Source organism: Mycetocola zhadangensis (assembly GCF_003668565.1).
GTDB lineage: Bacteria > Actinomycetota > Actinomycetes > Actinomycetales > Microbacteriaceae > Mycetocola_A > Mycetocola_A zhadangensis.
Genome location: NZ_RCWJ01000003.1, coordinates 47,428 through 71,141, shown reverse-complemented (window position 1 = coordinate 71,141; position 23,714 = coordinate 47,428). Strand labels below are relative to the sequence as shown.

General features: G+C 57.8%; 18 protein-coding genes. 6 read left to right on the top strand and 12 right to left on the bottom strand.

Going from position 1 to position 23,714, the window contains the following annotated elements; translation table 11 throughout:
• Positions 1-41: 41 nt before the first annotated feature.
• The 10 genes from D9V28_RS11030 to D9V28_RS16330 form a co-directional block, all read right to left on the bottom strand.
• Positions 42-1,145, bottom strand: a complete 1,104-nt coding sequence (locus D9V28_RS11030) for a glycosyltransferase family 4 protein (RefSeq protein WP_268234438.1) — start codon at positions 1,143-1,145, stop codon at positions 42-44.
• A 44-nt stretch (positions 1,146-1,189) separates the two neighbouring features.
• Complete coding sequence (rfbD, locus tag D9V28_RS11025; protein WP_121659800.1) at positions 1,190-2,056, bottom strand: dTDP-4-dehydrorhamnose reductase; 867 nt, start codon at positions 2,054-2,056, stop codon at positions 1,190-1,192.
• A 62-nt stretch (positions 2,057-2,118) separates the two neighbouring features.
• Positions 2,119-2,868, bottom strand: coding sequence for an ABC transporter ATP-binding protein (locus tag D9V28_RS11020; RefSeq protein ID WP_121659799.1), 750 nt, complete (start codon positions 2,866-2,868; stop codon positions 2,119-2,121).
• Positions 2,852-3,658 (bottom strand): ABC transporter permease, encoded by an 807-nt coding sequence (locus D9V28_RS11015; protein WP_121660113.1) that lies wholly within the window; start codon positions 3,656-3,658, stop codon positions 2,852-2,854. Before D9V28_RS11015 ends, D9V28_RS11020 begins: the two co-directional genes overlap by 17 nt.
• A 172-nt stretch (positions 3,659-3,830) precedes the next feature.
• Positions 3,831-4,985: a UDP-galactopyranose mutase gene (glf, locus tag D9V28_RS11010; RefSeq protein WP_121659798.1), complete on the bottom strand. Its 1,155-nt coding sequence runs from the start codon at positions 4,983-4,985 to the stop codon at positions 3,831-3,833.
• A 60-nt stretch (positions 4,986-5,045) separates the two neighbouring features.
• A complete protein-coding gene (locus tag D9V28_RS11005; protein WP_121659797.1) occupies positions 5,046-5,966 on the bottom strand; it encodes a glycosyltransferase in 921 nt (306 codons plus the stop codon).
• Positions 5,967-5,968: 2 nt separating this feature from the next.
• On the bottom strand, positions 5,969-6,901 hold the full coding sequence (locus tag D9V28_RS11000; protein ID WP_244934443.1) for a glycosyltransferase: 933 nt from the start codon (positions 6,899-6,901) through the stop codon (positions 5,969-5,971).
• 116 nt (positions 6,902-7,017) lie between these two features.
• Positions 7,018-7,986 (bottom strand): NAD-dependent epimerase/dehydratase family protein, encoded by a 969-nt coding sequence (locus D9V28_RS10995; RefSeq protein WP_121659795.1) that lies wholly within the window; start codon positions 7,984-7,986, stop codon positions 7,018-7,020.
• Entirely contained in the window at positions 7,983-8,993 is a 1,011-nt protein-coding gene (locus tag D9V28_RS10990) for a glycosyltransferase (protein ID WP_220700492.1), read from the bottom strand. Before D9V28_RS10990 ends, D9V28_RS10995 begins: the two co-directional genes overlap by 4 nt.
• Positions 8,990-10,444: a glycosyltransferase gene (locus tag D9V28_RS16330; protein WP_229728061.1), complete on the bottom strand. Its 1,455-nt coding sequence runs from the start codon at positions 10,442-10,444 to the stop codon at positions 8,990-8,992. The genes D9V28_RS10990 and D9V28_RS16330 overlap by 4 nt, the downstream gene beginning before the upstream one ends.
• Before the next feature lie 259 nt (positions 10,445-10,703).
• On the opposite strand from D9V28_RS16330, the gene D9V28_RS10975 reads away from it, so the two are divergent.
• From D9V28_RS10975 to D9V28_RS10950, 6 genes are all read left to right on the top strand, one after another.
• The gene (locus tag D9V28_RS10975; RefSeq protein ID WP_188422842.1) at positions 10,704-12,977 is read left to right on the top strand and encodes a hypothetical protein; all 2,274 of its coding nucleotides are present in this window, start codon (positions 10,704-10,706) and stop codon (positions 12,975-12,977) included.
• Between the two features lie 69 nt (positions 12,978-13,046).
• The gene (locus D9V28_RS10970; RefSeq protein ID WP_121659793.1) at positions 13,047-15,395 is read left to right on the top strand and encodes a cyclin family protein; all 2,349 of its coding nucleotides are present in this window, start codon (positions 13,047-13,049) and stop codon (positions 15,393-15,395) included.
• Positions 15,388-16,572 carry an acyltransferase family protein gene (locus tag D9V28_RS10965; RefSeq protein WP_121659792.1) on the top strand — a complete coding sequence of 395 codons (1,185 nt, stop codon included), beginning with the start codon at positions 15,388-15,390 and terminating at the stop codon, positions 16,570-16,572. The genes D9V28_RS10970 and D9V28_RS10965 overlap by 8 nt, the downstream gene beginning before the upstream one ends.
• Before the next feature lie 126 nt (positions 16,573-16,698).
• Positions 16,699-18,366, top strand: coding sequence for a glycosyltransferase (locus tag D9V28_RS10960; protein ID WP_121659791.1), 1,668 nt, complete (start codon positions 16,699-16,701; stop codon positions 18,364-18,366).
• On the top strand, positions 18,354-19,259 hold the full coding sequence (locus D9V28_RS10955) for a glycosyltransferase family 2 protein (RefSeq protein ID WP_121659790.1): 906 nt from the start codon (positions 18,354-18,356) through the stop codon (positions 19,257-19,259). Before D9V28_RS10960 ends, D9V28_RS10955 begins: the two co-directional genes overlap by 13 nt.
• Positions 19,260-19,422: 163 nt before the next feature.
• A complete protein-coding gene (locus tag D9V28_RS10950) occupies positions 19,423-21,585 on the top strand; it encodes a hypothetical protein (RefSeq protein WP_183086504.1) in 2,163 nt (720 codons plus the stop codon).
• 637 nt (positions 21,586-22,222) lie between these two features.
• On the opposite strand, the gene rfbA is transcribed toward D9V28_RS10950, so the two are convergent.
• Positions 22,223-23,083 (bottom strand): glucose-1-phosphate thymidylyltransferase RfbA, encoded by an 861-nt coding sequence (gene rfbA / locus D9V28_RS10945; RefSeq protein ID WP_121659788.1) that lies wholly within the window; start codon positions 23,081-23,083, stop codon positions 22,223-22,225.
• A gap of 1 nt (position 23,084) precedes the next feature.
• On the bottom strand, positions 23,085-23,708 hold the full coding sequence (locus D9V28_RS10940; protein WP_121659787.1) for a dTDP-4-dehydrorhamnose 3,5-epimerase family protein: 624 nt from the start codon (positions 23,706-23,708) through the stop codon (positions 23,085-23,087).
• Between the last annotated feature and the right edge of the window lie 6 nt (positions 23,709-23,714).

Sequence of the window (23,714 nt, the reverse complement as noted above, 5' to 3'; positions counted from 1 at the left end):
CCTGTCGGGTGAGCGCCGGTCAGCGCTTGTGTAACCGAAGGCTAGAGGTCCGCATGCAGCGCCCAAACACGTTCGGCGGAGTCGCGCCAGCTGAAGGCGCGGGCTCGGTCTTGACCCACGATACTCATACGCCCGGCGCGTTCTGAGTCGGAAAGGACGGATGACACGGCATCGGCTAGTCTCTCGCCGTACCCTTTCTTACCTCGCTCGACTGCGATCCCCGCACCGCCTGCAACCTCCATGAGTGCGGGGTCGTCGGAATGCACGACTGGCGTTCCAAATGAGAACGCCTCGATCAGGGGCAAGCCGAACCCTTCTTGCAAGCTCGGGTAGACGAACACAGAAGCGCGATCGAGAACCACAGCGAGGTCTTCATCCGACAAATAACCGAGCGCACGAACGTGGTCCTCTGCCAGCCCTGCCTCATCGGCGACAACGGCGAGCGACAGTTCTCCCCATGTGTCGGGCCCCAGAACAAGGACTGGGAGATCGGGGGCTCCGACTCCGCCGAGCCCATGGATGAGGGAAGTGATGCCACGTCGCGGATCGAGAGATCCGACGGTAAGAATGTACTCGCTCGGAAGGTTCAATCTGTTGGCGCGCCAATCAGCGTCGATCGGCACTGCTAGTCCGGAAGCGACAGCCCCGGGAATGACACGAACGCGGTCGCCAAAATCGGCTATTTCAGTCAATTGCTCGGCGACGGCGTGAGTCGGCACCACGATGGCATCCGCATGCTTCCTGGCCCGCTTCAGCATGGCCTTGTGCCACGCGACATTTGTCGGTGTAAACGATTTCGGGTGCGTCCATACCAATGTGTCGTGAATCGTCACCACGATCTGAGTAGCGTCGAATTCCCTTTCGTGGCGGTGCAACGGTGCTAACAGGCTTGGTGAGTGAATCATCCCGGATCCAAACGAAGGAACGATCCCGAGTTGCCAAGCCGCGGCGAGTTCGCGCCGAGCTAGAGTCGTTCGGTGCAACCGCTCAAGTCCGGGGAGTGACGCTTCTACTGCGGCAACTTTCTCCGGAGGAAGCGCAGAAACGACCCCTTCAACTGCGCATCCATTCGGAGCTGTTTGGATAAGCGCCCGTGTCATCTCTTCCGCGTAACGAGAGATTCCATTGGGGAGTGGGGTCACCATCTGGTCAACGATCACCCGAAGAGTTGTCGCCATGATAGGCCTTTCTACAAGTCAGTCGTCCCTGGACGCGCGATAGCACCAGTTGCGACCGCGTCCTTTAGCGCCTCGCGCCAGTGCCGCATCGGCGACAGGCCAGCGTTCCCCCAGGCATCGTGGGCGAGCACAGAGTAGGAAGGGCGCGGCGCCGGACGCACGAACGCGGCTGAGTTCGTCGGTTGAACTCGCTGCGGGTCCAGACCAATCTCCTCGAAAATAGCTTTGGTGAAGTCGAACCACGATGCTTCCCCAGCGTTGGTGCCGTGGTAAATGCCAGCTGGCGCATCCGAATCGACAAGGGCAACGATTTGTTCGGCCAAATCATTAGTCCACGTCGGCTGGCCCTTTTGATCCGTCACCACGCTGACCGTCGGATGGCTGTCAGCCAATCGCAGCATTGTGGCGGCAAAGTTGCTCCCATGTTCGCCGTAGAGCCAAGCCGTCCGCACGATGTAGGTGCCGTGGGGGTGCTCGGCGACGGCCGCCTTTTCGCCTGCAGCCTTGGTGCGTCCATATGCCGACAGCGGTTCGCGTGGAGCGCCCTCTGCGTATGGCGCGCTAGCGTCGCCTCGGAAGACATAGTCGGTGGACACCTGGGCCAGCTTTGCCTCTGCCTCGCTGGCAGCTATGGCGAGGTTTTTCGCTCCGGTGGCGTTGACCGCGAATGCTTCGCTTTCGTTCGATTCCGCGTCGTCGACTTTTGTATAAGCGGCGGCGTTGATGACGACGTCGTGTCCCGCGACTGCCGCGCGAACTGCGTCGAGATCAGTGACATCGAGGTCAGCATGCCTTAGAGCAGTGACAGAACGGCCTCTCAGTGCGACTCGAAGGTCAGACCCGAGCATCCCAGAAGCCCCTGTGATGAGGTAGCGCATTTTCCATCCTTTACTCTGCGCCGGGGCAGCGTCACGCTTGTTCCCGGTCGATCCATGCGAAGCTAGCTTCGCATTTGGGCAACGGCGAGAGCTGACTCCCCGTCGAAGGCGACGCGGCCCTCCTTGATAAGGATGCCCCGTTCGCAGAGGTCGGACACCATATCCAAGTCGTGACTCACGACGACAAGGGTTTTGCCCTCGGAATGCAATTCACGGATACGCTTCAAACACTTCTGCTGGAAAGGCTCGTCGCCGACCGAAAGTATCTCGTCAACGAGCAGGATATCTACTTCTGTGTGAATAGCCACCGAGAAGGCAAGTCTCAAGAACATACCGGACGAGTAGTGCTTCACCTCGGTATCAATAAACTGCTCGATCTCGGAGAAGGCAACGATTGCGTCGAACCGAGCGTCGATCTCTTCCCGGTTCATCCCTAAGATGGCCGCGTTCAGGTAAATATTCTCGCGCCCGGACAAATCCGGATGAAAGCCTGCTCCGACTTCAATGAGGCCTGCGATCCTGCCGCGCGTGAAAACGTCGCCACTATCCGGCTGCAGGACTCCGGAAATCAGTTTGAGGAGAGTCGATTTGCCCGACCCGTTGAACCCCAACAAAGCCACCGATTCGCCCGGACGGATCTCAAAACTTACGTCACTCAAGGCGTTGAACGAGGATGTTAGTGATTTTTTTCGTACTGCCGCTATGACGGATTCTTTGAGCGAGTGGGTGTGCCGAAGCAAGAACGTCTTGCGGACTTTTTCTACGATGATTCTCGGCCGAGAATCATCGCCGATGTTAGAGGTCTTGGGCAAAGCGACCCTCCAGGCGTCGAAATACGAGTTGGCCAATTGTGAGCACGGCGAGCGAAATCGCGAGACCGAGGAGTCCGAAGAGCCACAAGTTTGGCGCTAGAAGCCCTCTGCCCTCTGTAGTTGGGTACCAGAAGCCTGCGTGAAGTAGGTTCACCGCCGCCGTGAGTGGATTGACTTGGTATATGAAGAAGACCCAGTCCGGCACGATCTTGGCGACCTGAGTCCACTGGTAGAGAACGGGCGACGCCCACGTGGCGACCATGATTATGAGATCGACGAAATTCTGGGAGTCACGGAACGAAACGTTCGCGGCACCGAATAGCATTCCAAGCCCAATGGCCAATGTGGTTATGATGGCGATTCCCAGAAGGGTCCCGCCCAACTGCGGAATAGTCGGGTCCCAGCCGATAACCAAACAGACGACTATAAGAATCACCAGTTGTGGCAGGAAATTGACCAACGCGACGATGGTTGACGAGACCGGAAATAGCTCTCTCGGGAGATAGATTTTCTTGATCAAGGCGCCGTTGTCGACCAGCGAACGGGTGGAATTGCCGAACGCCTCGTTGAATAGGTTGATCACGATCAGGCCGGAGAACAGGTAGATCGGATAGTTCTCGATCGACCCGTTCAGTTGTAAGAAGACCCCAAGGGCAAGGAAGAAGACAAGGAACTGGGCTGCCGGCTTCACATAAGACCAGAGCCATCCGAGAATGGACCCTCGATACCTGATCTGTACCTCTTTGCGGATGAGCAGGCTCAGGAGATATCGCCGACGAAGGACATCCATCAAGCCGAGCCCCTGCCCAGGCCTAACGAAATCGCGGTCCGGACCGGAGACTGATTCAGTCAAACTCTATTCCTTTGAAGTCGTGACAGGTTCCGCGATGCAGCGGTACGGGGGAACGGCCATGAGGCCACATGAGATACGTAGGGCTGAATGCTCGGGCCGTGGCGGCCTGTTATACAGCGAAGAACGGTTCAAGTTTATTCTGGAACATGCTCAGCGCGGATCCAATCGCCATGTGCATGTCTAGATATTTGTAGGTACCTAGTCGGCCACCGAAGAAGACGTCCTTCTCGTCGTCCTGCAGAGCGCGGTATTCTATGAGGCGTTGCCTGTCAGAGGCAGTGTTCACCGGGTAGTAGGGTTCGTCGTTCTGCGATGCGAAGCGCGAGAACTCCCGCATGATAACGGTTTTGTCCGTCGGATAATTTCGTTCTGGGTGGAAGTGGCGGAACTCATGGATTCGGGTGAAAGGTACTGACTCATCTGCGTAATTCATTACGGAAGTGCCTTGGAAATCCCCAACTGGCAGGATTTCCTGTTCGAAATCGAGCGTTCGCCATGCGAGCTCACCTTGTGAATAGTCGAAGTAGCGATCGATTGCGCCTGTGTAAACGACCGGCACATTCCCAACGGTCTCATTCTTGTTGAACGGCTGGGTGGAATCAAAAAAGTCCGTGTCCAGCCTGATCTCGATATTCGGATGGTCTGCCATTCGCTCAAGCCAAGCTGTGTAGCCGTCGGTGGGTAGACCCTCATATGTGTCGTTGAAGTACCGATTGTCGTAGTTGTATCTGACTGGTAGTCGACTTATGACCTCGGCTGGCAGTTGGTCAGGCGGGGTTTGCCATTGCTTCGCGGTGTAGTCGCGGATGAATGCCTCGTAAAGCGGACGCCCAATAAGCGAAATGGCTTTTTCTTCAAGATTGGCAGCGGATGACGTCGAGAACTCCGACGCCTGTTCACTTATTTGAGTCCGCGCTTCATCAGGTGACAATGCGGAGCGGAAGAACTGGTTGATTGTGCCTAGGTTAATCGGCAGCGGAAAAACTTCTCCACGGTAATTGCTGAAGACGCGGTGTTCGTAGCTCGTGAAACTCGTAAATCGCCGAACGTAGTCCCAGACCACCTCATTTGAGGTGTGAAAAAGGTGGGCACCGTACTTATGGATCTCGATGCCAGTTTCGGGTTCCGCCTCGCTGTAGGCATTACCACCGATGTGCGACCGACGGTCTATTACGACGACCTTTCGCCCGAGTTCCTTCGCGACACGCTCCGCGATGGTCAGACCAAAGAATCCAGAGCCGACAACCAGCAGATCTACGTTCACAGAAAATGTTCCTTAAAGCCAGGTTGCAAAGGGTTCAGTATAGCTGACCGTTCACATTGGTTAGTTCTTCGGTGTTTCATTAGGGCTCAGTGAGGGGTCGCCGGAGGCCTCGTCGCCGAATCGTATTTTCTGCGTCGGATCTCCGCGTCTCGCCAGTATGAGCCTGCGATACGAGACTCGACGAATCAACTCTGGGGTGAGCCGGTACAGCCCTCGCACCAAAATATTCCTCACGAACTGCGGAGGCGTGGTGAAGCCCACCCTCAGGAAGGCGGTCTGGAGTTGGACTTCACTCCTCAGCAACCGAAGCCCGCCTCGTCGCGTATACGCGCCTGAACTAATCCGGTACCTGACAAGTGGCTCGCGAATGTTACAAACTCGTGCACCCGAGGCGATCATCCGGGCGAAGAGCCAATAATCTTCCATTAGACCGAGTTGCTGATAGCCCCCCGCCCGGGCGACGGCTTTGCGACTGTAAACCACGGTGGGGTGGTTGAAAGGGTCGTGGAAACGTGCATAGGTCGCTATCTCGTCGGGCGTCCCGGGTGGGATCCGCTGGATGCCATCGCGGATTTGACCGTCGTCGTCCGCTTCGAATTCGTACATACCACTGCCGACGAGTTCGTATCCATCCGCTATGCGAGCGAGCTGTTTCTCGAACCGGTTGGGCGCGGACAGGTCGTCAGCGTCCATGCGCGCCACGATGTCGAATCTGCACATCTCCAGCCCACGATCGAGCGCCGTGGATAAGCCGCTATTCACGGGAAGGTCCACATGAAGCATCGGCACCGGGCACTCGTCTATCAGCGCTTGAATAGTCTTGGCCATCGCCTCGCGGACCGGACCATCCTGTACCAGGATCACCTCGCTCGGGCGGACGGTCTGGTGCTGCACCGTGCTGTACATCGCGTGTCGCAAGAACTCGGGACTGTCGCCATAGTACACGGGGATCAGGAGAGAAAACGGTGGCAGGTCAGCCATGATTAGCGATCCGGTAGGACGGCGTCTTCGACGAGGGCGAGGTGAATAGTAGCCTCGCCAAAGTTCGCCAGCACATCGGCGTTCTTCCTGGGGCGGGTGCGCATTCCGTCCAACCAGCCTCTCCGCAGGGCGGAGAGCAGGGTTTTGCGATCGTCCGAGCGCAGGAGCAAAAACATCCACCGCAGTATGGCGAGCGAAGCATATGTCGCCGTTTCATTCTTTCTTAGTGCGGACGACCATCGGAACAGCCACAATTTGTTTCTTACTTCGTAGTAGAACCGGGATCCCGGGTCCGAGCGGGCCGAGGTCAACTTCGCGGTCTTGTGCACGACCACGCTTTCCGGCACATACAGGCCGAGCCCATCCTTTAGAAGGCGCGCCGTAAACTCGAAGTCGTCGTTCCAGATAAAGTATTCCGCCACCGGCAGTCCGAGTGTCCGAATCGCCGATCCTTTAACTAAGCAAGACACAAAGGAAGCCGATCGAACTGGCATTGCGTTGACCAATGCCGCCTGCGCAGCTTCGGAACGCGAGACGTTTGGTTTCCGGCGGGGCGTATTCATCGGATGATCAGTGCCGTCTGACCAAACGACCTTCGACGCTAGCACCGACGGCTCTGCCGGGTGCCGCCGGTATGCGGACACAAGGGCCGCTAGAGCTCCGGGGGTCGGAACAGTATCGTCGTCCATGAACCAGACGAGGTCCGCATCGTGGCGAATGAGTGCTCTGGCACCGCCAATTGCGAAGCCGCCAGCTCCGCCGGTATTCCGCGCGAGCGTCAGTAGGTCGACGTCGGGGAAAGCCGCCATGGCTGCGGCGGCCGACCCGTCTGTCGATCCGTTGTCGATAATGACCACGGCATCAGGGGCAAGCGTTTGGGCACGTAAGGCCTTGAGAACCTCAAGCAGAAGTTCTCGGCGGTTGTACGCGACCACAACGGCGACGGTTTTCAAAAGGCTTCTCTCAATCGGATGGGGTGAGGTGACGCTCGCGAGATGTCAAATTTCGCAGAGAGGGACTGCCACATGGGCGAGCCGGGCACGCCGCACAGTCATTGGCCGCGCTGAATGCTGCTAAGGATATTCTGCATGGTTGCGAAGATACCGGCGGCAAGCGGAGTCTTCTCCACGCGGTCCAATTCAGGCCAGACATTGGACTGGATGCGGAGATCGACGGCTTGCAGAGCGGCTGTCGATGAGGAGCCGAGCATCACATGGGGGTGCCCCTTTGACACATCGCGCATAAGACCAAGAAGTTCTCCTATGGTCACGCCCTGGCCGGAGACCAAATTCTTCGTGACGCTGACCGTGCCCGCCGTTCGCGTCTCATCGCGCACGCGCCCTACAAAGCGGCACACCAGATCGGCGCAATCGTCGACATAGAAATAGTCGCGCACAGTTTCAAGCGGGACGAAGATCGAGGCTGGCCTAGGGGAGTACTGTGCCAGGGCAAGATGCGAAATAATTCCTTGCATTTTGTCCATGCGCTGCCCCGGCCCATACAGGTTCGATATCCGACCGATTGCACTAGACACCTCGTAGCGATCGGAGAACTGTCGAACCGTTTTCTCCGCAACCACTTTGAATTGGCCATATGGGGAAATGGGCGCCGGGAGCGTGCGCTCGTCAAATGGCGGGTCAACTGAGCCCCCGTAGACGCCGCCCGCGGAGGACGCGTAAAAGAACGTCCCTTGGCTTTCCACATTTCTGATTCGGGCAGCGCGGCCGATGGCATCTAAAGCGATAGTCAGTTGATCGATCTCATGGTCGAGTAGTGCTTGGGGGGTCGAGGTTACCGCAGCTCCACCGGCCCACAAAACCGCCCATTCGTCGCCCTCATTCAACGCGTCAATGAATTCGCGTCCCGCCTCATCGACGGCATCGGCAAAACGGCTCGCATCAGACCAGGGGAGCGGGCGGCTTTCATGCGCTACCCAGTATGGCGCCCGACGGAGGACTGAGCGAACACACGCAGCTCCGAGCAATCCGCGAGCGCCGATTGTCCAGACGCGAAGAGTCACGAGTTTTGAGTCGGCTTTCGTCCAAGTGGCCCGTTGGCCGGATCCGTGACGACAACATATGGGGGCTTGCCCATCGCCATGTTGACGTTGACTCCGATGTACTCAGCGATCACTCCAAGGGAGAATAGCGTTGCGCCCGAACTCAGCAGAATAACGACAATCGTTGACGCCCAACCTTCTGCTGAAACTCCACCGATGATGCGTTGAACGAAAATGAAAACGGTCATCAAAACGCCAAGCACCGCGAAGATGACACCTAGAGCGCTCACGACTCTCAGGCCGCGCGTTCCAGTCGAGAGCACCATGCGAACAAAATGAGACAACAGCCGGCGGGTCGAGTAACCCGAGCGGCGATCCCCCTCCTGGCGGAGCAGCACTGGCGATGTAGCGGTCCTATTGGCAACCCATCCCATGGCTACGTCGAGATATACCCCCGAACCAGAATATGCCGCGACACTACGTCCGATGGAGCCAAGAACGAGGCGAAAGCTCTGATACTCGGAGGCGTTCTCTCCTCCGAAAACTTTTGCCAGAAGCCATTTCGCACCCTTTGACGAGGCATTTCGGAGAGTCCCATGAGGTGCCTCATTAGTCGGCCGGGCATATACCACCGAAGCACTTTGGTCCATCGCAGTGTCGAGCAGCCCGCCGATATCAGATGGGTCATGCTGGCCGTCCTCGTCGAGGGTGACAATCCAGTCGCCTCCCGACGAGGCCATTCCGGCCAGCGTTGCCGCATGCTGCCCGAAGTTGCGGCTAAGCCATACTCCCCTCACGAATGGGTACTCCGCTTCGAGTTCACGAATCACGTCCGCCGAGCGGTCAGGCCCGTGATCGAACACGAGAAGCACCTCTGTGACGGCATAACTGCTGCCCCCTGGCGTGATCGACGGGACATGAAACGGAGCTATCTCGCGCATGAGCGAGGGAAGTGTCTTCTCGCCTTGGTATACGGGCACCACCACAGAGATGCTGTGGTCGTATCCGCGGGCGTTCGTCGATGTCACGACCTGGAACCATCTTTCTGTTTCGAAGCCGAGCTTCGCTCGGGCCGCATCACGGCAATCCTGTCGTTCGTTCGTGACATCCGCCGCGATAGGTAGACGTATGCTAAGCGTCGCTGCGCCGAAGTAAGGCGGGCTCGCGCATTGCCCACTCGCAGGTCCAGGCTCGAAACGACGTCAGGTCGTGAAGTGGCAAGCCAACGGTGGAATCCCGTTGCCTGTTCTACTTGCTGCTTTGCGAGTCTGACGCTCCACTGGCTGTCCGACACTCTGAAACCTGCCGACGAACGCTTGATGCCCACAAAATCACCGGTGAGCAGAACCCGAATGTAGGTCGCCTCGTCGATCAAATAGGGGAACCGTGAGTCCCACCAGCCAACTGCTTCGAGCGATGCGCGGCGCATAAGGACGCAACCCGGCTCGCCGAAGATGTTAGTGCCCTCGCGAACCGTCTTTCGAGCTGCTGCGGCTCCACGGTGGAGGCCGGTCATGCCCGCGATGCCGCGATTGCGAACCAACGGCTTATTGTGTGCGTCGACGATGTCACGCGATGAGGCAACGAGGACCACGCTCGGGTTCGCGAGGAACTGAGATACTTGTTCCTCGATTATCCACGGGTACAGAAGATCGTCCCCACAAACCAGCTTGATGTACTCACCTGTGGCTGCTTGGCTGACGCGGTTCCAGTTGCGTAGCGCTCCGCCTCCAGCCTCGGTCGACAACAGCTTGACGTTGCTGAGACCGGCGTAGCGGTTCATGATCTCTAGAGTTCGGTCTGTCGAGGAGTGATCAGCAATGACTATCTCGAGATTTTCGTACGTCTGGGCGAGAACCGACTCGATCGTTTCTTCTAGATACTCGGCGTTGTTATATGCCGGAACGACGACTGACACTAGTGGACGACTTCGCTCTGGCAAGTTTGAGTGTTTTTGATGCATTTGAACCCCGGTGGCCTCACTATCGGTTGTGGATTCGGTGGATTTCGCAGCTGAACGACGAAATGAGAACGATCGATGTCCGAAAAAGCTCACCATCGTCGTTACAAAGACGATGAGCGCTTGGGAGGGAATTGGTGGGATCTTCCCGACCTCGACGAGCAACGGAAGGAGGGCGAAGTTAATCGCGAGCGAAATCAGGTAGACCACTTCAAAGCGCGCCAAGTCTCGCCAGACGTGCCCGCGCACGCGGAAAACGAAACGTCGATAAAGGAAGAATGCGCACAGGACGCTGAAGACATGCGCGAAAGCGAGCGTAGCGAGATAGCCCCAGAGCCGTCCTATGGTGAACTCAAACCCTACGAAGAAGGCGAAACCGATGACGGTGTTCGTCGCGCCGACGAACAGAAACGCAATCTTCTGATTACGAAAGAGACGCAGTAGCGGACCAGCTTCGCCCTGCATGCCAGCAGGCGGGTGCGGGAGTTCCCGGTCGGAGGGCGCGGAAACGGTCATCATTGCAGTCAAGCTTTCTCGTGGCAGGGCAAGTACCTGCGCAACATTACCCTGTGGTGCTTGGGGGGAGTCTGTATACCGTGCCGGAGTTGCGCCCCACAATCAAATAGGATCAGGGTCGAGGGCCCCGCGGCCGTCCGCAGATAGGCTGACTTTGAGTCGATCTCCGACCGTGCTAAACATCGAGGACGCAACAATGGTAGGTACCGCAGCTCAGACTCGCAGCAGGGGTTCGCACCCTAATGCGTGGTCCAAACTCATCATGGTTCTCGTTGTCGCCTGCGGACTGATTACGGCATTCCAGCCTCCAGAGCCGGCGTCCGCCGCCGTGGCAAGCGATTTCAATCCCGGCAACATCATAAGCGACGCGACGTTTTATGATTCGGGGACAATGTCCGTCGGGCAAATTCAGACGTTCTTGAACAGCAAGGTGCCGAACTGCAAGGCTGGGTACACCTGTCTCAAGGACTACAGCCAAGCTACGACCTCCCAGCCTTCTCAAGCTGCCGGGTGCAGCCCGCTTAGTGGTCAGAACAACTTGTCGGCGGCAGCGATCATCTATTGGGTGTCAATCGCGTGCGGGATCAACCCGCAGGTGCTTATTGTGCTTCTCGAAAAAGAGCAAAGCCTAGTGAGTGCGACCAGCCCTGGCGCCGGAAGCTACCGCTCTGCCACGGGTTTCGCTTGTCCGGACACGGCGCAATGTGATGCACGGTACTACGGCTACTTCAACCAGGTGTATAACGCTGCTTTACAGTTCAAGAGGTACCAGTACTATCCGACGTACTTCAATCACCGAGCAGGGCGAGTCAACAACGTCCAGTGGCATCCCACCGCTGCCTGCGGCAGCGCACCTCTATATATCGAGAACCAAGCGACGGCGGGTCTCTACAACTACACGCCCTACCGGCCGAACGACGCGGCCCTAAACAACCTCTACGGCACCGGCGACGGTTGCTCAGCGTACGGCAATCGTAATTTTTGGAGAATGTTCACCGACTGGTTCGGAAGTGCCCAAAATGGCGGCTACTTCCTCCGGACAGATTCCAATCCAGACCTCTACCTCGTGTCGGGGACGACAAAGTATCGAGTGCCCTCAATGGAGGTCTTCAACACTCTCTCGGCTCTCGGGCCTTATCGTGTCGTGAGTAGCGCATACCTCAACGGATACGCGACCGCATCGAAGCCGGCGAGTACAACTATTCGTAACCCCTTGAACGGCGACGTGTATGGTGTCGAAAACGGCCAAAAGCATCGCTTTTCGTCGTGCGAGCTCTTGGTAGCGTACGGCTCGTCCTGTGGGGCAGCTATCGACCTCACATCTGAGCAGCTCGGTCGCATTGGGACAGGAGCTGACGTGTCAGCGTACTTCCTGGTTGCCGGTTCGCCCACGGTCTACTGGCTCTCAGGTAATGTCAGGCATCCCATTCATAGTTGGGATGCGGTGTTGACTCTCAATGGTGGCGCGGTGCCGTACTTGACCAGCATTTCCGCGTCGGCTGCTAGCAAGCTAGCGCTTGGAAAGACGTTGCTCGAGCCGTTATCCCTTGTGAAATCGGCCGGCGACGCACGAGTGTTCATCGTCGACGGACTAGATCGCTTGATCCCGGTTCCCTCATTTGCCATCCCAGCTGAGATAGGTAAGTCCCGCTATGCGGTGGTACCAGACGCAATATTTGCGGGATACCAGCGCGGAACGCAAGACCTTTCGCTCGCGGTGAGATGTGACAATGCAGTATTCATGATGTCGCAAGGCACGCTGCGGGCCGCGCCGTCAGCCGCGACCGCCGGAATACCGGTCGCCGATGTCAGCTCCGACTTCTGTTCACGGGTGCCACAAGGCGCGAGAGCAGACGGCCCGGCAGTTTTCATCCAGCCAGCAGGATCCCCGAACGTGTACGTTCTTCGAGGTGGCAAGGCTTCGAAAATCGAATCGTGGACTGCGGCGATCGCTATCAATGGCGGCGCAACCCCGCAGGTGATCGCCATTTCCGCTGCGAATGTTGCTTCAATGCCAAGCGGGCCTTCGATTCTGTCTCCTGCGAGTCTGGTGCGTACGGCCGACAATCCCACAGTCTTCCTCATCGATGGGTTCGACAAGAGGGTCCCGGTGGGATCCTTCGTGACCACGGCCGAACTCGGCATAGAGAATTGGTCACAAACGGACGCTGCTTCCATGAGTGGATATGTTCAGGCCGGCGAAAGTCTGAGTAGGCAACTCATCTGCGGAGGGACCGCCTATTTCGCTGCAGGCGGTCGCCTGTATCCCCTCAGCGCACCGGGCGTCACTGGATTGAGATCGACGATGGTTGCCGACCTCACCTGCGCCCAGCTGACTCTCGCGGATAGTGGCCCTCTGTCCTCGGTCTTCGTGAAAGCGGCGGAGAGTGCGACCGTTTACCACGTAATCGGTGGAACGAAGCGAGCGGTCACTAGCTGGGAACAACTTCTATCGTTGAACGGCGGTTCGGCGCCAAGCATCCTCACCGCGGGTCCGCAGGGGTTGGCAGACATCGCGAATGGGCGGCCCTACTAGAGAGCGACGGGAGCGAGCGAGCGGGTGCGGTGAGGTCGTCCCTTCAGTGATGAGGGATAATGGTGACCTATGCGCTCCCGTTTCCTTTGGCCCCTGCTCGTCGTTTTGGCGATTCTGGCAGGCGCGGCAGGGACCCTGCTAGTCAACCGCTCCTACTTCTTCGTCGACGACACGCAGATAGGCGCGTATGGGCAGTGGTACGAAATCGGGACCCGTATCTTGGAGGGGAACTGGTCGCCCATCAACCCTCTAGTTTGGCAGTCCGGGAATTACCTCGCTGAAGGGGCGTGGGGTCTTTACAGTCCGCCGCTGTGGCTCATCGGCCTCGCGTCACACCTAGTGCCGAACGCCATGTGGTTCAGCACTGGCGTAAAAGTGGTCTGCTTAGTTTTGGGCGGGCTTGGCATGTACGTCCTGTCCCGAACCTTTGCTGCGACCCGACCATTCGCCGCAGCAGTCGCGGCCGCCCTCCCTTTCGTAGGCGTTACATATTATTTGGATGCTCCGTCATGGGTCAACGGATTGCTTGCGTGGAGCTTTTTCGGGTTCGCGTGGGGACTTGCGCGACGAGCAATATTCAGGGGGAAAGGACTAGTTCTCTCAATATTCGTTTGCATGCTGCTGATAGGCATCGGATATTTTCATGCGACGCTCTTCCTGGCGGTCGCCCTCGCCGCGACTTTGGTTGAGGCGATTTTGCTCCGGCACGGTCCAACGATGGTACGCGGGTTCGTGGTCTCGATAGGGGCCGGTCTCTTTGCGGTGATCGTGCACCTACCTGCGCTCTTGACTGCGGGAGTCTCGGGTCGCGTGCAGAGCGTGGTGAACACAGGATTGTTGACGGCGGATTTGTCCGGTATTTTCGCGTCAAGTACCGCAGTTGGAGTGCCTCAGGTCGGGCTATGGGGTGTCAACTTTCCTGATGCTCCGTTGCTTTACACGGCCTGGTTCTTCCCGCTGTTCTTCTTCATTGAGTGGTCGAAACTCGCGCCCTTGCTTCGAGCGCGTGTCAGCGTCATCGTAGTCCTAACGGTTGCACTGGTGGGAGTGTTGCTTCCCAGCGACTTTGGCCCTCTGCGGATACCGATCAGGATGATGCCGTACTTTGCGCTTCCCCTCTTGGTGATTCTCGCCGTGGGACTGTCTCGCGCATTCCTGCGCCCGGTCCCTCGCCGACGGTTCGTGGCAGCGGTGGCCTTCACCGTTTCTAGCGCCTGGCTGACGTTCGTCCAGTCCCCAAAGTATGGGCCCGCGATCCTCCTGTTCACCGGCGTCGCTCTGCTTGTGTTCGCGCTGATTTACCGCTTGACATCAGCGCCCACAAGTCAGGCGACCGGGTCTCCGTCCGGTCATCTCCGTTCAGGTCGGCTCACTGGGCTATCCGCGACCGCCGTGCCGGTGTTGATGCTGGCCGGAGCTTGCCTTGTCGTCGTGCCCCAGCATGTCGTGCACCCCAATGGCCCCCTGACCGACTACAAAGTGCCCCATTCGGTTAGCGATCTGCGGTCCCCTCTGGCCGGCGCGGCTGGGGATGTGCTCGTGGTAGGGGGAATTGTGGACGGGATAGTTCACCCGGATGATTGGGGAGAGACTTCGATCGGTAATCTTTGGTACGTATCGGATGCTCGCGTCCAAAACGCATACACATCCGTCTTCTACCCTGGGTACCAGGACTCTTTGTGCATGGTCTATCAAGGGTCAACGTGCGCAGACCTGTATAGAAAATTGTTTGAGATCCAGCCGGATACCGGCAACCTCCTCGTTGACAATTTGGGCGTCAGCAGTATTCAACTGGTCAAGCGAGTGTTTACAGCCAATGAATGGGAGACTGTACCTGCCGGCTGGGAAATCGTGGAGGATTCTGATCAGACCCGTTTGATTAGCAGAAAAACACAGATTGCGGGCGCGGGTGGGGTGGTCTGGACGTCCGAAGGCATGTCGGTGTCCAACGTTGTCTCCTCTGAGGATTCCGTCACCTTCGTCGCCGATTCTGTACCAGCGGGCGGAGGTTCTCTTGCCCTCAGTCGTATCTCGTGGCCGGGGTACGAGGTCAGCGGTGGAACCGTTTCTTCTGAGCCAATGGACGGGTTTCTCATGTCGGTCGACGTGCCTGCTTCTAGCGAGGGCCAGAGAGTGACCGTTGCGTTCGTAAATCCGGGCGGGAAGGTCCAGATAATCGCCGCTGTGTTGCTCGTGGTTCTTGTTCTTACGTGGACCGTGCTGTGGCTAGCCGCCAAGGTGCAACGACGGCATCGGCGAAACGCTCTGTCGGACCCGGCCGGGTCGGGCGGTCTCGAGCGCCTCGTACTGGAACACCGGCTCCGAAGCCGCGCCACAGCTGCCGCTCCCCAGCCCGGTAGCGCGCCGCGCGCGGCAGGATCCAACCAAGCGGCAGTTGAGGAAGAAACAAATGGCTGATGCCCAAATAGCCCCCGGTGCGGTACGCCATGTGCGATCGTTGACTGGGATCCGGATAGTCGCAGCACTATGGGTGGTGTTGTTCCACATCCGGGGGAATATCGCTTCCGAAGCGCCTGGGTTGTACGCGGTCATAGGCCCGGTCGTGTCGCATGGAGAGCTTGGTGTGGATTTGTTCTTCATGCTAAGCGGCTACATTCTTGCGATGAACTACGGAGACCGTATGGGCGTGACGTTCACGCGCAGATCGGTTGCCGTCTTCTGGTGGGCGCGCCTCGCGCGAATATGGCCTGCATATATGGCAATGCTGCTTTTCACAGCCATTTGGCATGGCATTTTCGTAGCAACTGCCTCACCTGACCCGGTAGCACCTCGGGAATACAGCGTTCTCAGTTTCTTTCGCCAAGCTCTCCTGATCGTGCAATGGACGGAGCCGGATTTTGAACGCCTTACGTGGAATGGAGCGGCCTGGTCAGTCTCGGCCGAAGCGTTCGCGTACCTTCTTTTTCCCGTTATCGCTCTGCTCATATATCGCATGGGTCATGCTCTTTCGCGGCGGGCGCTGATGGGTTTGGCCTTCGGAGCTCTCCTTCCTGTGGTTCTCTTCTCGGCCACGCTGGGGCTATACGCACCGTTTATGTGGGTTGTGCGGATTCTTGGCGAATTTATGGCTGGCGCAGTCCTCTATTACGCGTTGGCCAAAGTCAGCGACTCTAAGAGGACAGAGAAGCTTGCCCAAGGCGTCACCTGGGCGGCGGTCGTTATATTTTTTGCACTGGCTGTTGCGATCGAGCTAATCGGTCGCCCTCAAGCTGGAGCCTTGCTGATACCGGTGCTGTTGGTGTTGATCGGTGGCCTCGCACTAAGCCAAGGGGGCCTATCGCGGCTGCTAGCGAATCGAGTCATGGTTCTTGGCGGCATGATTTCGTACAGCGTGTATCTCGTCCACATGCCCCTAATAGAGATTTTTTGGTGGCTACAACAGAAAGTCGGGTTGCTCGCTCCCGGAACGATCGGGTCCAAGCTGGGCTTCCTTCTCATTCCGGTAGTTGTCGTGGCTTGCGGATATGTACTTTGGCGCTATCTGGAAGAACCGAGTCGGCGGGCCATGCGGCGTATGTCGCTGGCTCACGTGCCCGAGCGGGCCGTGAACGACGCGCCGATGACCCGGATATAGGCGTGTCGGCGTTCCCCGTCAGGCTCCAGCGAGAGCCTCAAGGTCGGTCGCCTATACTGGATCGGTTGGCGGGTGCCTGCTCGCTGGGCGTGGCACCGGGAACTCCCATCGAAAGGTTCATGTTTCATGCAAGAGAGCGGCGCGAACGTCTCTGAGCTATTCCAAGTGATGGACATCGATCGCAGGCGGCATGTTCGCGAGGCTCTGAGCGCCCGGCAGGACCGCTTGGTCTCGAGCGCCATCGTGTTTCACGCACTGGACAACCCAGGAGCCGAGCTGACGGCTTTCATATATATCGCTAATGCAGGCGATCACACCCACTACACGGATTTCTCTACGCGTCGTGGGGAACATGGAACCAACGCTCAATTTGTGGGCTCTTTCGCCTTTAGAAGCCTAGCAAGAGGCAACGTTCATCAGCACTATTCACCCGTCCAAGGCAAGTGGGTTCCTGACGTCGAGACAGGGGAGCGGCATATCATTGTCGACCGCGATCCTGAAACTGTAACCGCTCATGCGACGCTGTCGCGTTTGAGTCCGTACTGGCGACTGCGGGCTGAAGCTGAACGACGTTTCCCTGCGCAATATGACTTTGTGAGGCAGAGGTTACTCCACCGTCGTGAGGCCGAGCTCAACACGCGTCGAATACCGCGCGAGCGAGTGGCCGCGATTCCTGCCGAACCGTCCCTCATCGAGGGACCGAAAGCGATCTTGTTCGGTTTGCATTGGCTCGACTTGGGAGGGGCGGAGCGCTGGGCCGTGGAAACTATTCGTCTCGCGCGCAGCGAGGGATTCGTCCCAATCGTGATTACGGACGTACCTTCATCCCATTCGTGGATTACCAAGGCGGAACTCGACGGTGCCATCGTCATCACGTTGACTCACCCGGTTGGTCAGCCAGAGCATTCGGAGCCGTTGCTCGAGGCAATACTTGCCAACTATGACTTGTCTGGGGTGTTTGTCCACCACAGCATGTGGTTGTACGACCGCCTACCTTGGCTACGAGCGCATCTCCCGCAGGTCCCGATCGTTGAGACTCTCCACATCCTCGAGTACAACGGCGGTGGCTATCCGTATCACGGCGCGCGCTACGACGATTACATCGACATTCATCACGTGATCTCTCCGCAGCTCAAAGAGTGGCTGATCGGAGTTCAGGGCGTGGCTCCGGAGAAGGTAGCGCTCGCTCCACTATTCGGCCTAACCACTCTCGAAACCCCGCAGGCATCTGCCGTCAAATCACGGCGCGACCGAGCTTTATTCACCGTGGCGTTTGTCGGACGTTTGGCACATCAGAAACGGCCCTACCTGTTCGTTCGCTTAGCCAGGCGGCTGGTCGACAGCGGACTGCCCGTGAAATTCATTCTGCACGGAAGCGGGGAATTGGAAGATTTTGTCAGGCACCAAGTAACGAAGTTCAAGTTGAATGACGTAGTTGAATTCGCAACTGAGAAGATCCCAGTGGCCGAAACACTCGCGAAAAGTGATCTTTTGGTGGTGAGTTCTCAGAACGAGGGCGTCACTCTGACAACCATTGAGGCTATCGAAGCCGGAGTGCCCGTGTTGTCTGCCGATGTAGGTTCCCAGTCAACTTTGGTCGCACCTGACCTTCTGGTTCCCCGCTCGCCGCAGCGATTCATCGACGAATCCGAGCGAATCGTCCGCGCCTTGGTCGAATCCGAGCCGCTGCGCGAAAAGAACTGGCAACAGGAGAGGCAACTCGCCAATGAGTTCGCTAGCCTTCGCCCCGCCCATGAATGGACCAAGGAGCTTTACACCAAATGGCAACAATAGCCGCCGTAATTGTCACATTCAACCGGCTCGAGAAGCTCAAGACGGTCATCGAATCTATAGAAGCGCAGGCGCGCCCGGTAGATGCACTGATCATCGTTGACAATGCCTCAACAGATGGAACTGGTCAGTACCTACAAGGCTTGCCATCGTCCGATCGGCTCGAGATAGTGACGCTCGGTTCTAACACCGGGGGCGCGGGCGGATTCTCTACAGGGATGAGACGAGCGTACGACCTGGGGCACGACTTCGTGTGGATCATGGATGATGATTGCTACCCAGCGGCTGACTCGTTGAGTGAACTCGAACGGGGTTATGACGCAGCAGTCGGCGAACTTGGTCCGGACGTTCCGTTCGCATGTTCCCTGGTCAACTTTGTCGATGGCTCAATCTGCGAGATGAATAACCCGGAAACGACTTGGGACTGGGCACGCCTAATCTCGCGTGGGCAGAACAGCGTCATGGTGAAGAGCTGCTCGTTCGTATCGGTTCTTATACCCCGCTGGGCGATTGAGAAGAACGGCCTGCCCTATGCGGAGTACTTTATTTGGTTTGATGATCACGAGTACACCCTGCGGTTGACTGCGATTTGCCCTGGTGTTCAGGTATTGAGCAGCGTCGTCGTTCATGACATGGGCGATAACAGGGGCGTGAATTTTGGGATGATCGACGACCGAAATGCTTGGAAGTTCGCCTACGGCGTCAGAAATGAAGGCTCGTACAGGCTCCACCACCAGAATGTGTTCTCATTCTTGATCTTCGCGGCGCGCGTTGTAATTGGGATGAAGCGAGGGAAAGTGGCGTGGCGGCACAGAGTGACCATGTTCGGCAAGCTCGCCCAAGCAGTCGGGTTCAACCCGCGTCGTGATTTCCCGCAGTCGCTGGCGGACGCTTAGGGTGACGGGCGGGCTCCGCACCGCTTCGCCGCCCGTTTCGGCCGCTTTGAAACAGACGGGACCGCTCCGAAGGGACGACACGATGGTTGGGCAGAGTACCCAAGGGGACGACACCGCACGCCCTGCGCTCCACGCCGGTTCATGGTTGTTGGCGACTGCGGGATTGACTGCCGTACTTGCCTTGCTCCCATTGATGTGGAACCGTCGATTCTATTTTCAGGATGATACCGAGAATGGGGCCTTCGGCGTCTGGTTCCATCTGGGACAAAGTCTGACCTCCGGGAAGATTCCTGTCCTAGACCCCTCAGTGTGGTCGAGCGGGAATTTCCTCGCTGAGGGTCAATGGGGCACCTGGAACCCACTGATGATGCTGCTGGGCGTGATGACCTATCTCGGTGGTAACGCAGTGGCCACCATGACAGCGATAAAGATAAGTTTCCTTGTGTTGGCGTCGGTTGGGGTCTTCCTGCTGGCGCGGTCGTATGGCGCCCGGCCCGAGCTTGCTTTCGTTGGTGGCGTCGCCGTGACGTTAAACGGCTTCACCGTCTACTTCGATAGCCCGTCTTGGGTTACCGGCCTCATTGTGTGGGCTTTGATTCCGTACTTCTGGCTCATGTTGAGACGTTTAGTTCTTGGCGCGGACCTGCCCTTGTGGGCTTTCCTGAGCGGCTACTTGATTGTCACCGTGGGCTATCTTCAAGGCACATTTGCGATCGGGTTCGTGTTGCTTGCGGTCGGGATTGATGCCCTCCTTCGTCGCGCTTGGCCATCCGCGTGGAAAGTCGTCGGCGTCGGACTAGCCCTCGTTCTCGTTGCGGTGACAGTGTTTCTACCTGGCGTGCTAACGGGCTCGGTGACGAATCGTGCCGTGTCCGTAGTTGGCAACGACGGAATGATGGCCACGGATATCGCTGGGCTGCTCAGCTCAACGCTCGCAACCGCGTTCCCACAGGTTGCTTCATGGTGGTGGACGGGCCCAACGGCTACCAGCCCCATGCTCTACATTGCCTGGTTCCTTCCTGTCTTGTGTTTTGTCGATTGGAAAAGGGCGGTCGCGGGTAGAGCGTTGATTCGTGATGTGGCGATCGTGCTCGTTCTCGCGACAGCTTATGTCCTGCTTCCCACGGTGATCGGACCTCTCCGGTATCCAGTGCGTTTCATGCCTTATGTAGCGCTCGCAGCTATCTTGCTGAGCGTGATTCTCCTCAGTCGATGGCCGGCTCCGAGAATGAGTAAACAAAGGCTGATTGCCGCGCTGGCAATCATCGCGATTGGAGCGTATTTGGCATGGGCGCAGCTACCGAGCCATTTACTTGCGCTCCTTGCAGCCTTTGCTTGCGCATCGGTCGGAGTATTTCTGGTTTGGTTCGTTTTACGTACCAACAGGTGGCGTCAAGACGGGACGCAATGGGGCCGGGTCGCCGGCGTTGTCGCAACCATTGCACTTATGACGACTTTGATTCAGCACCACGACACTCCAGCGAGTCCGCTTTCCAAAAACAATGTGCCGGCGGATACGAGTATCGCGAAGAGCGTCCTGCAAGACCTCCCAGGCGATGTGCTCGTGGTCGGCGACCCAACGCAGTATGGAGGTAACCCAGCCGCTTGGCGAGAAACGTCCATGGCAAACTCGTGGTATCTCAGTCCAGCTAGAGTACAGAACCGCTATCAGTTGATCGGTTTTGCAGCCTACAACTCCGCGCTCTGCTTGCAGTACCTAGGAGGGACTTGCCCGGAATTGCTTGACTCGCTCTTCGAGCGACGGGCTACGGGGCTCCTTCTCGTCGACCAACTATCCATAAACAGTCTCCAAATCCTAAAAACATCGGTACCCGCGTCCGCTTGGGAATCGCCGCCGCCAGGATGGAGGGTTGTTTCGGACGAGGGGCTGACGGCTGAGTGGACGCGCATAGAACCAATTCCTCCCGCGGGGGGAGTCGTTTGGACGAGCGAAGGTACCGAAGTCGAAACGATTGGAATAAGTGACACCGAGATCAACTTGCGAGTGGTCGCAGTCCCTTCGAACGGTGGCACAGTGGCTTTTAGCAGGTTGGCCTGGCCTGGCTATTTCGCAGAGAATGCCGACTTGACTCGCAGCCCTGTCGATGGATTCCTCCTCGGCGTGGACGTCCCCGGAGGTCGCGTCGGGGACACTGTGACGATAACTTTCCGACCGCCCGGTTGGCATATAGAGGTGGCCGCGTTCGTGCTCGCGGTCATGGGCGTTGCTGGCTGGGCAGTAGCGGTGTTTCTCAGACGAAGGAACGATCGCATTGGGCGAAGTGACGAATCTGACAGAGGAGTACAGGCCCTGGATCCCGCCTGAACCCGTAAGCCCCCACGCACAGGAACGCGCAGCTCAGAGCCGGCTCGACTGTGGGCTCGAACGCGATCTTAGCTCTCAGCCACAAGCGGAGTGAGACATGCCTTGGAAGAGTCGCAAGCCGCATTCGAGTTCACTTGCGATCGGGTGGTGGCGCAGGCCCCATGCCCTGTCACGAGAGACCGGAAGCCTTGCGGGTCCCTGAAACATGTGAGCCCCTGATTGGATCAGAGATCGTCTGACCATAAGGCGCGGGAGGTCAAAGAGCCGGTCGTAGCGGTCTCCAGCGGGCCGCTACGCGCGCACCCGAGTGGACGTCTCGCCGCGGTTGCGCGCGGAGGCTGCGCGCTCTCTGGCGATATCCGGAGGGTCATCATCACCATTGTCGTTGCCTCACCGGCGGCGCCCTTGCGATGCAAAGATTCGAAATGGCGAACATCTGACCGTCTTTGAATTTCATGTCCCGGTGCTGGGGTAGCGCAGCCCTTGACAGTGAGCACAGTTTGGCGTCGCTCACATGAGGAGCAGGTGCGATCTGGGCACTTCAACCCAAGGCGCGGGCGTTTCCGCGTAGCGCCCACGTTGCGGACGTCCAACGTCTCGCGTAGCGGGAGCACCGAAGTTGTGCTCGGTACATTATTTACTTCAGCAGGGTCTGCAGGTAGCGACCGTATCCACTCTTCACGAGCGGCTCTGCCAGTTCGCCGAGCTCCGCGGACGAAATAAGACCATTGCGCCAAGCAATCTCTTCGATGCAACCGACTTTGAATCCTTGGCGTTCTTCGATTACACGAACATAGTCGCTGGCCTGCATCATCGATTCGAAGGTGCCGGTATCCAGCCATGCGGTGCCGCGAGCTAGTATCTCAACTTTGAGGGTGCCTTGATTTAGATACTCCTCGTTGATCGACGAAATCTCAAGTTCCCCTCGGGCGCTCGGCTCAATAGACTTTGCTATTTCGACTACCTTGTTGTCATAAAAATAAAGGCCTGGGACGGCGTAGTTGCTGCGCGGCTGCAGCGGCTTTTCTTCGATGGAAACCGCTCGCATCGAGTCGTCAAATTCGACCACTCCATACGCTGTGGGATCAGCCACGTGGTACGCAAAGATGAGTGCCCCGTTGACGGATGAATTCTTCTTCAGTGCAGTTCCCAGTCCGGCTCCGTGGAATATGTTATCCCCGAGAACGAGGGCGACAGAATCATCTCCGATGAATTCTTCCCCAATGATGAATGCCTGCGCGAGGCCGTCGGGCGAGGGCTGGACTGCGTATTCGAGCCGCATGCCGAGTTGGGAACCATCGCCAAGGAGCGCCTTGAATTGCGCGTTGTACTCCGGAGTCGTGATTATGAGTACCTCCGTGATACCCGCCATCATGAGGGTGGACAAGGGGTAATAAATCATGGGCTTGTCATAGATCGGCATCAGTTGCTTCGAGATGCCCTTAGTGATGGGCCAAAGGCGAGTGCCCGATCCTCCGGCGAGAATGATTCCACGCATACTAATTCCTCATGCCTTTCGTGCCTGTTTGCAATACTGCGGAGAGTTTGAGCGAGTCGCTCCATTGGGGGAGGACGTTCTTTCCTGTCAACGAGCCTAGGGTTGGCGCGCCCCGGTCTTTCTCGGACAGCAGCAGCTCATCTGCTTCTAGCGGGAAGCGCAGATCGATATCTGGGTCGAGTGGAGTGATCCCGTGTTCGCGGCCGGGACTGAACGTTTCGCTAACAAGGTAGGACACTGTCGCATCGTCCGTGAGCGCCAGAAAACAATGTCCGAGGCCCTCCGAGATATAGACAGCCCGCCTATCACCGTCGTCGAGTAGCACGGAGTCCCATTGCCCGAAAGTGGCTGAACCTTCGCGGATGTCGACTACGAAGTCAAGAACTGCTCCACGCATGGCAGTGACATACTTTGCCTGGCCCGGCGGAATGTCGGCATAATGAATGCCCCGAAGGCTCCCTTTGCGCGAGACGGATGTATTCGCTTGCGCAAGCCTCAGCGGATGGCCGACGACGGCCTCAAGCTTGTCGAATCGGTACCACTCCATGAAGACCCCCCTGTCGTCGGGGAACTGCTGGGGGGTTACTTCAAATGCGCCCTGGACGGCGAGCTCGCGGATCTTCACGCTGGA

Excerpts from the sequence above, each read along its gene's own strand:
- D9V28_RS11030 (WP_268234438.1), bottom strand. The coding sequence starts at position 1,145 with ATGGTGACCCCACTCCCCAATGGAATCTCTCGTTACGCGGAAGAGATG.
- rfbD (WP_121659800.1), bottom strand. The coding sequence starts at position 2,056 with ATGCGCTACCTCATCACAGGGGCTTCTGGGATGCTCGGGTCTGACCTT.
- D9V28_RS11015 (WP_121660113.1), bottom strand. The coding sequence starts at position 3,658 with ATGGATGTCCTTCGTCGGCGATATCTCCTGAGCCTGCTCATCCGCAAA.
- D9V28_RS11005 (WP_121659797.1), bottom strand. The coding sequence starts at position 5,966 with ATGGCTGACCTGCCACCGTTTTCTCTCCTGATCCCCGTGTACTATGGC.
- D9V28_RS16330 (WP_229728061.1), bottom strand. The coding sequence starts at position 10,444 with ATGATGACCGTTTCCGCGCCCTCCGACCGGGAACTCCCGCACCCGCCT.
- D9V28_RS10975 (WP_188422842.1), top strand. The coding sequence starts at position 10,704 with ATGGTTCTCGTTGTCGCCTGCGGACTGATTACGGCATTCCAGCCTCCA.
- D9V28_RS10970 (WP_121659793.1), top strand. The coding sequence starts at position 13,047 with ATGCGCTCCCGTTTCCTTTGGCCCCTGCTCGTCGTTTTGGCGATTCTG.
- D9V28_RS10965 (WP_121659792.1), top strand. The coding sequence starts at position 15,388 with ATGGCTGATGCCCAAATAGCCCCCGGTGCGGTACGCCATGTGCGATCG.
- D9V28_RS10960 (WP_121659791.1), top strand. The coding sequence starts at position 16,699 with ATGCAAGAGAGCGGCGCGAACGTCTCTGAGCTATTCCAAGTGATGGAC.
- D9V28_RS10955 (WP_121659790.1), top strand. The coding sequence starts at position 18,354 with ATGGCAACAATAGCCGCCGTAATTGTCACATTCAACCGGCTCGAGAAG.
- rfbA (WP_121659788.1), bottom strand. The coding sequence starts at position 23,083 with ATGCGTGGAATCATTCTCGCCGGAGGATCGGGCACTCGCCTTTGGCCC.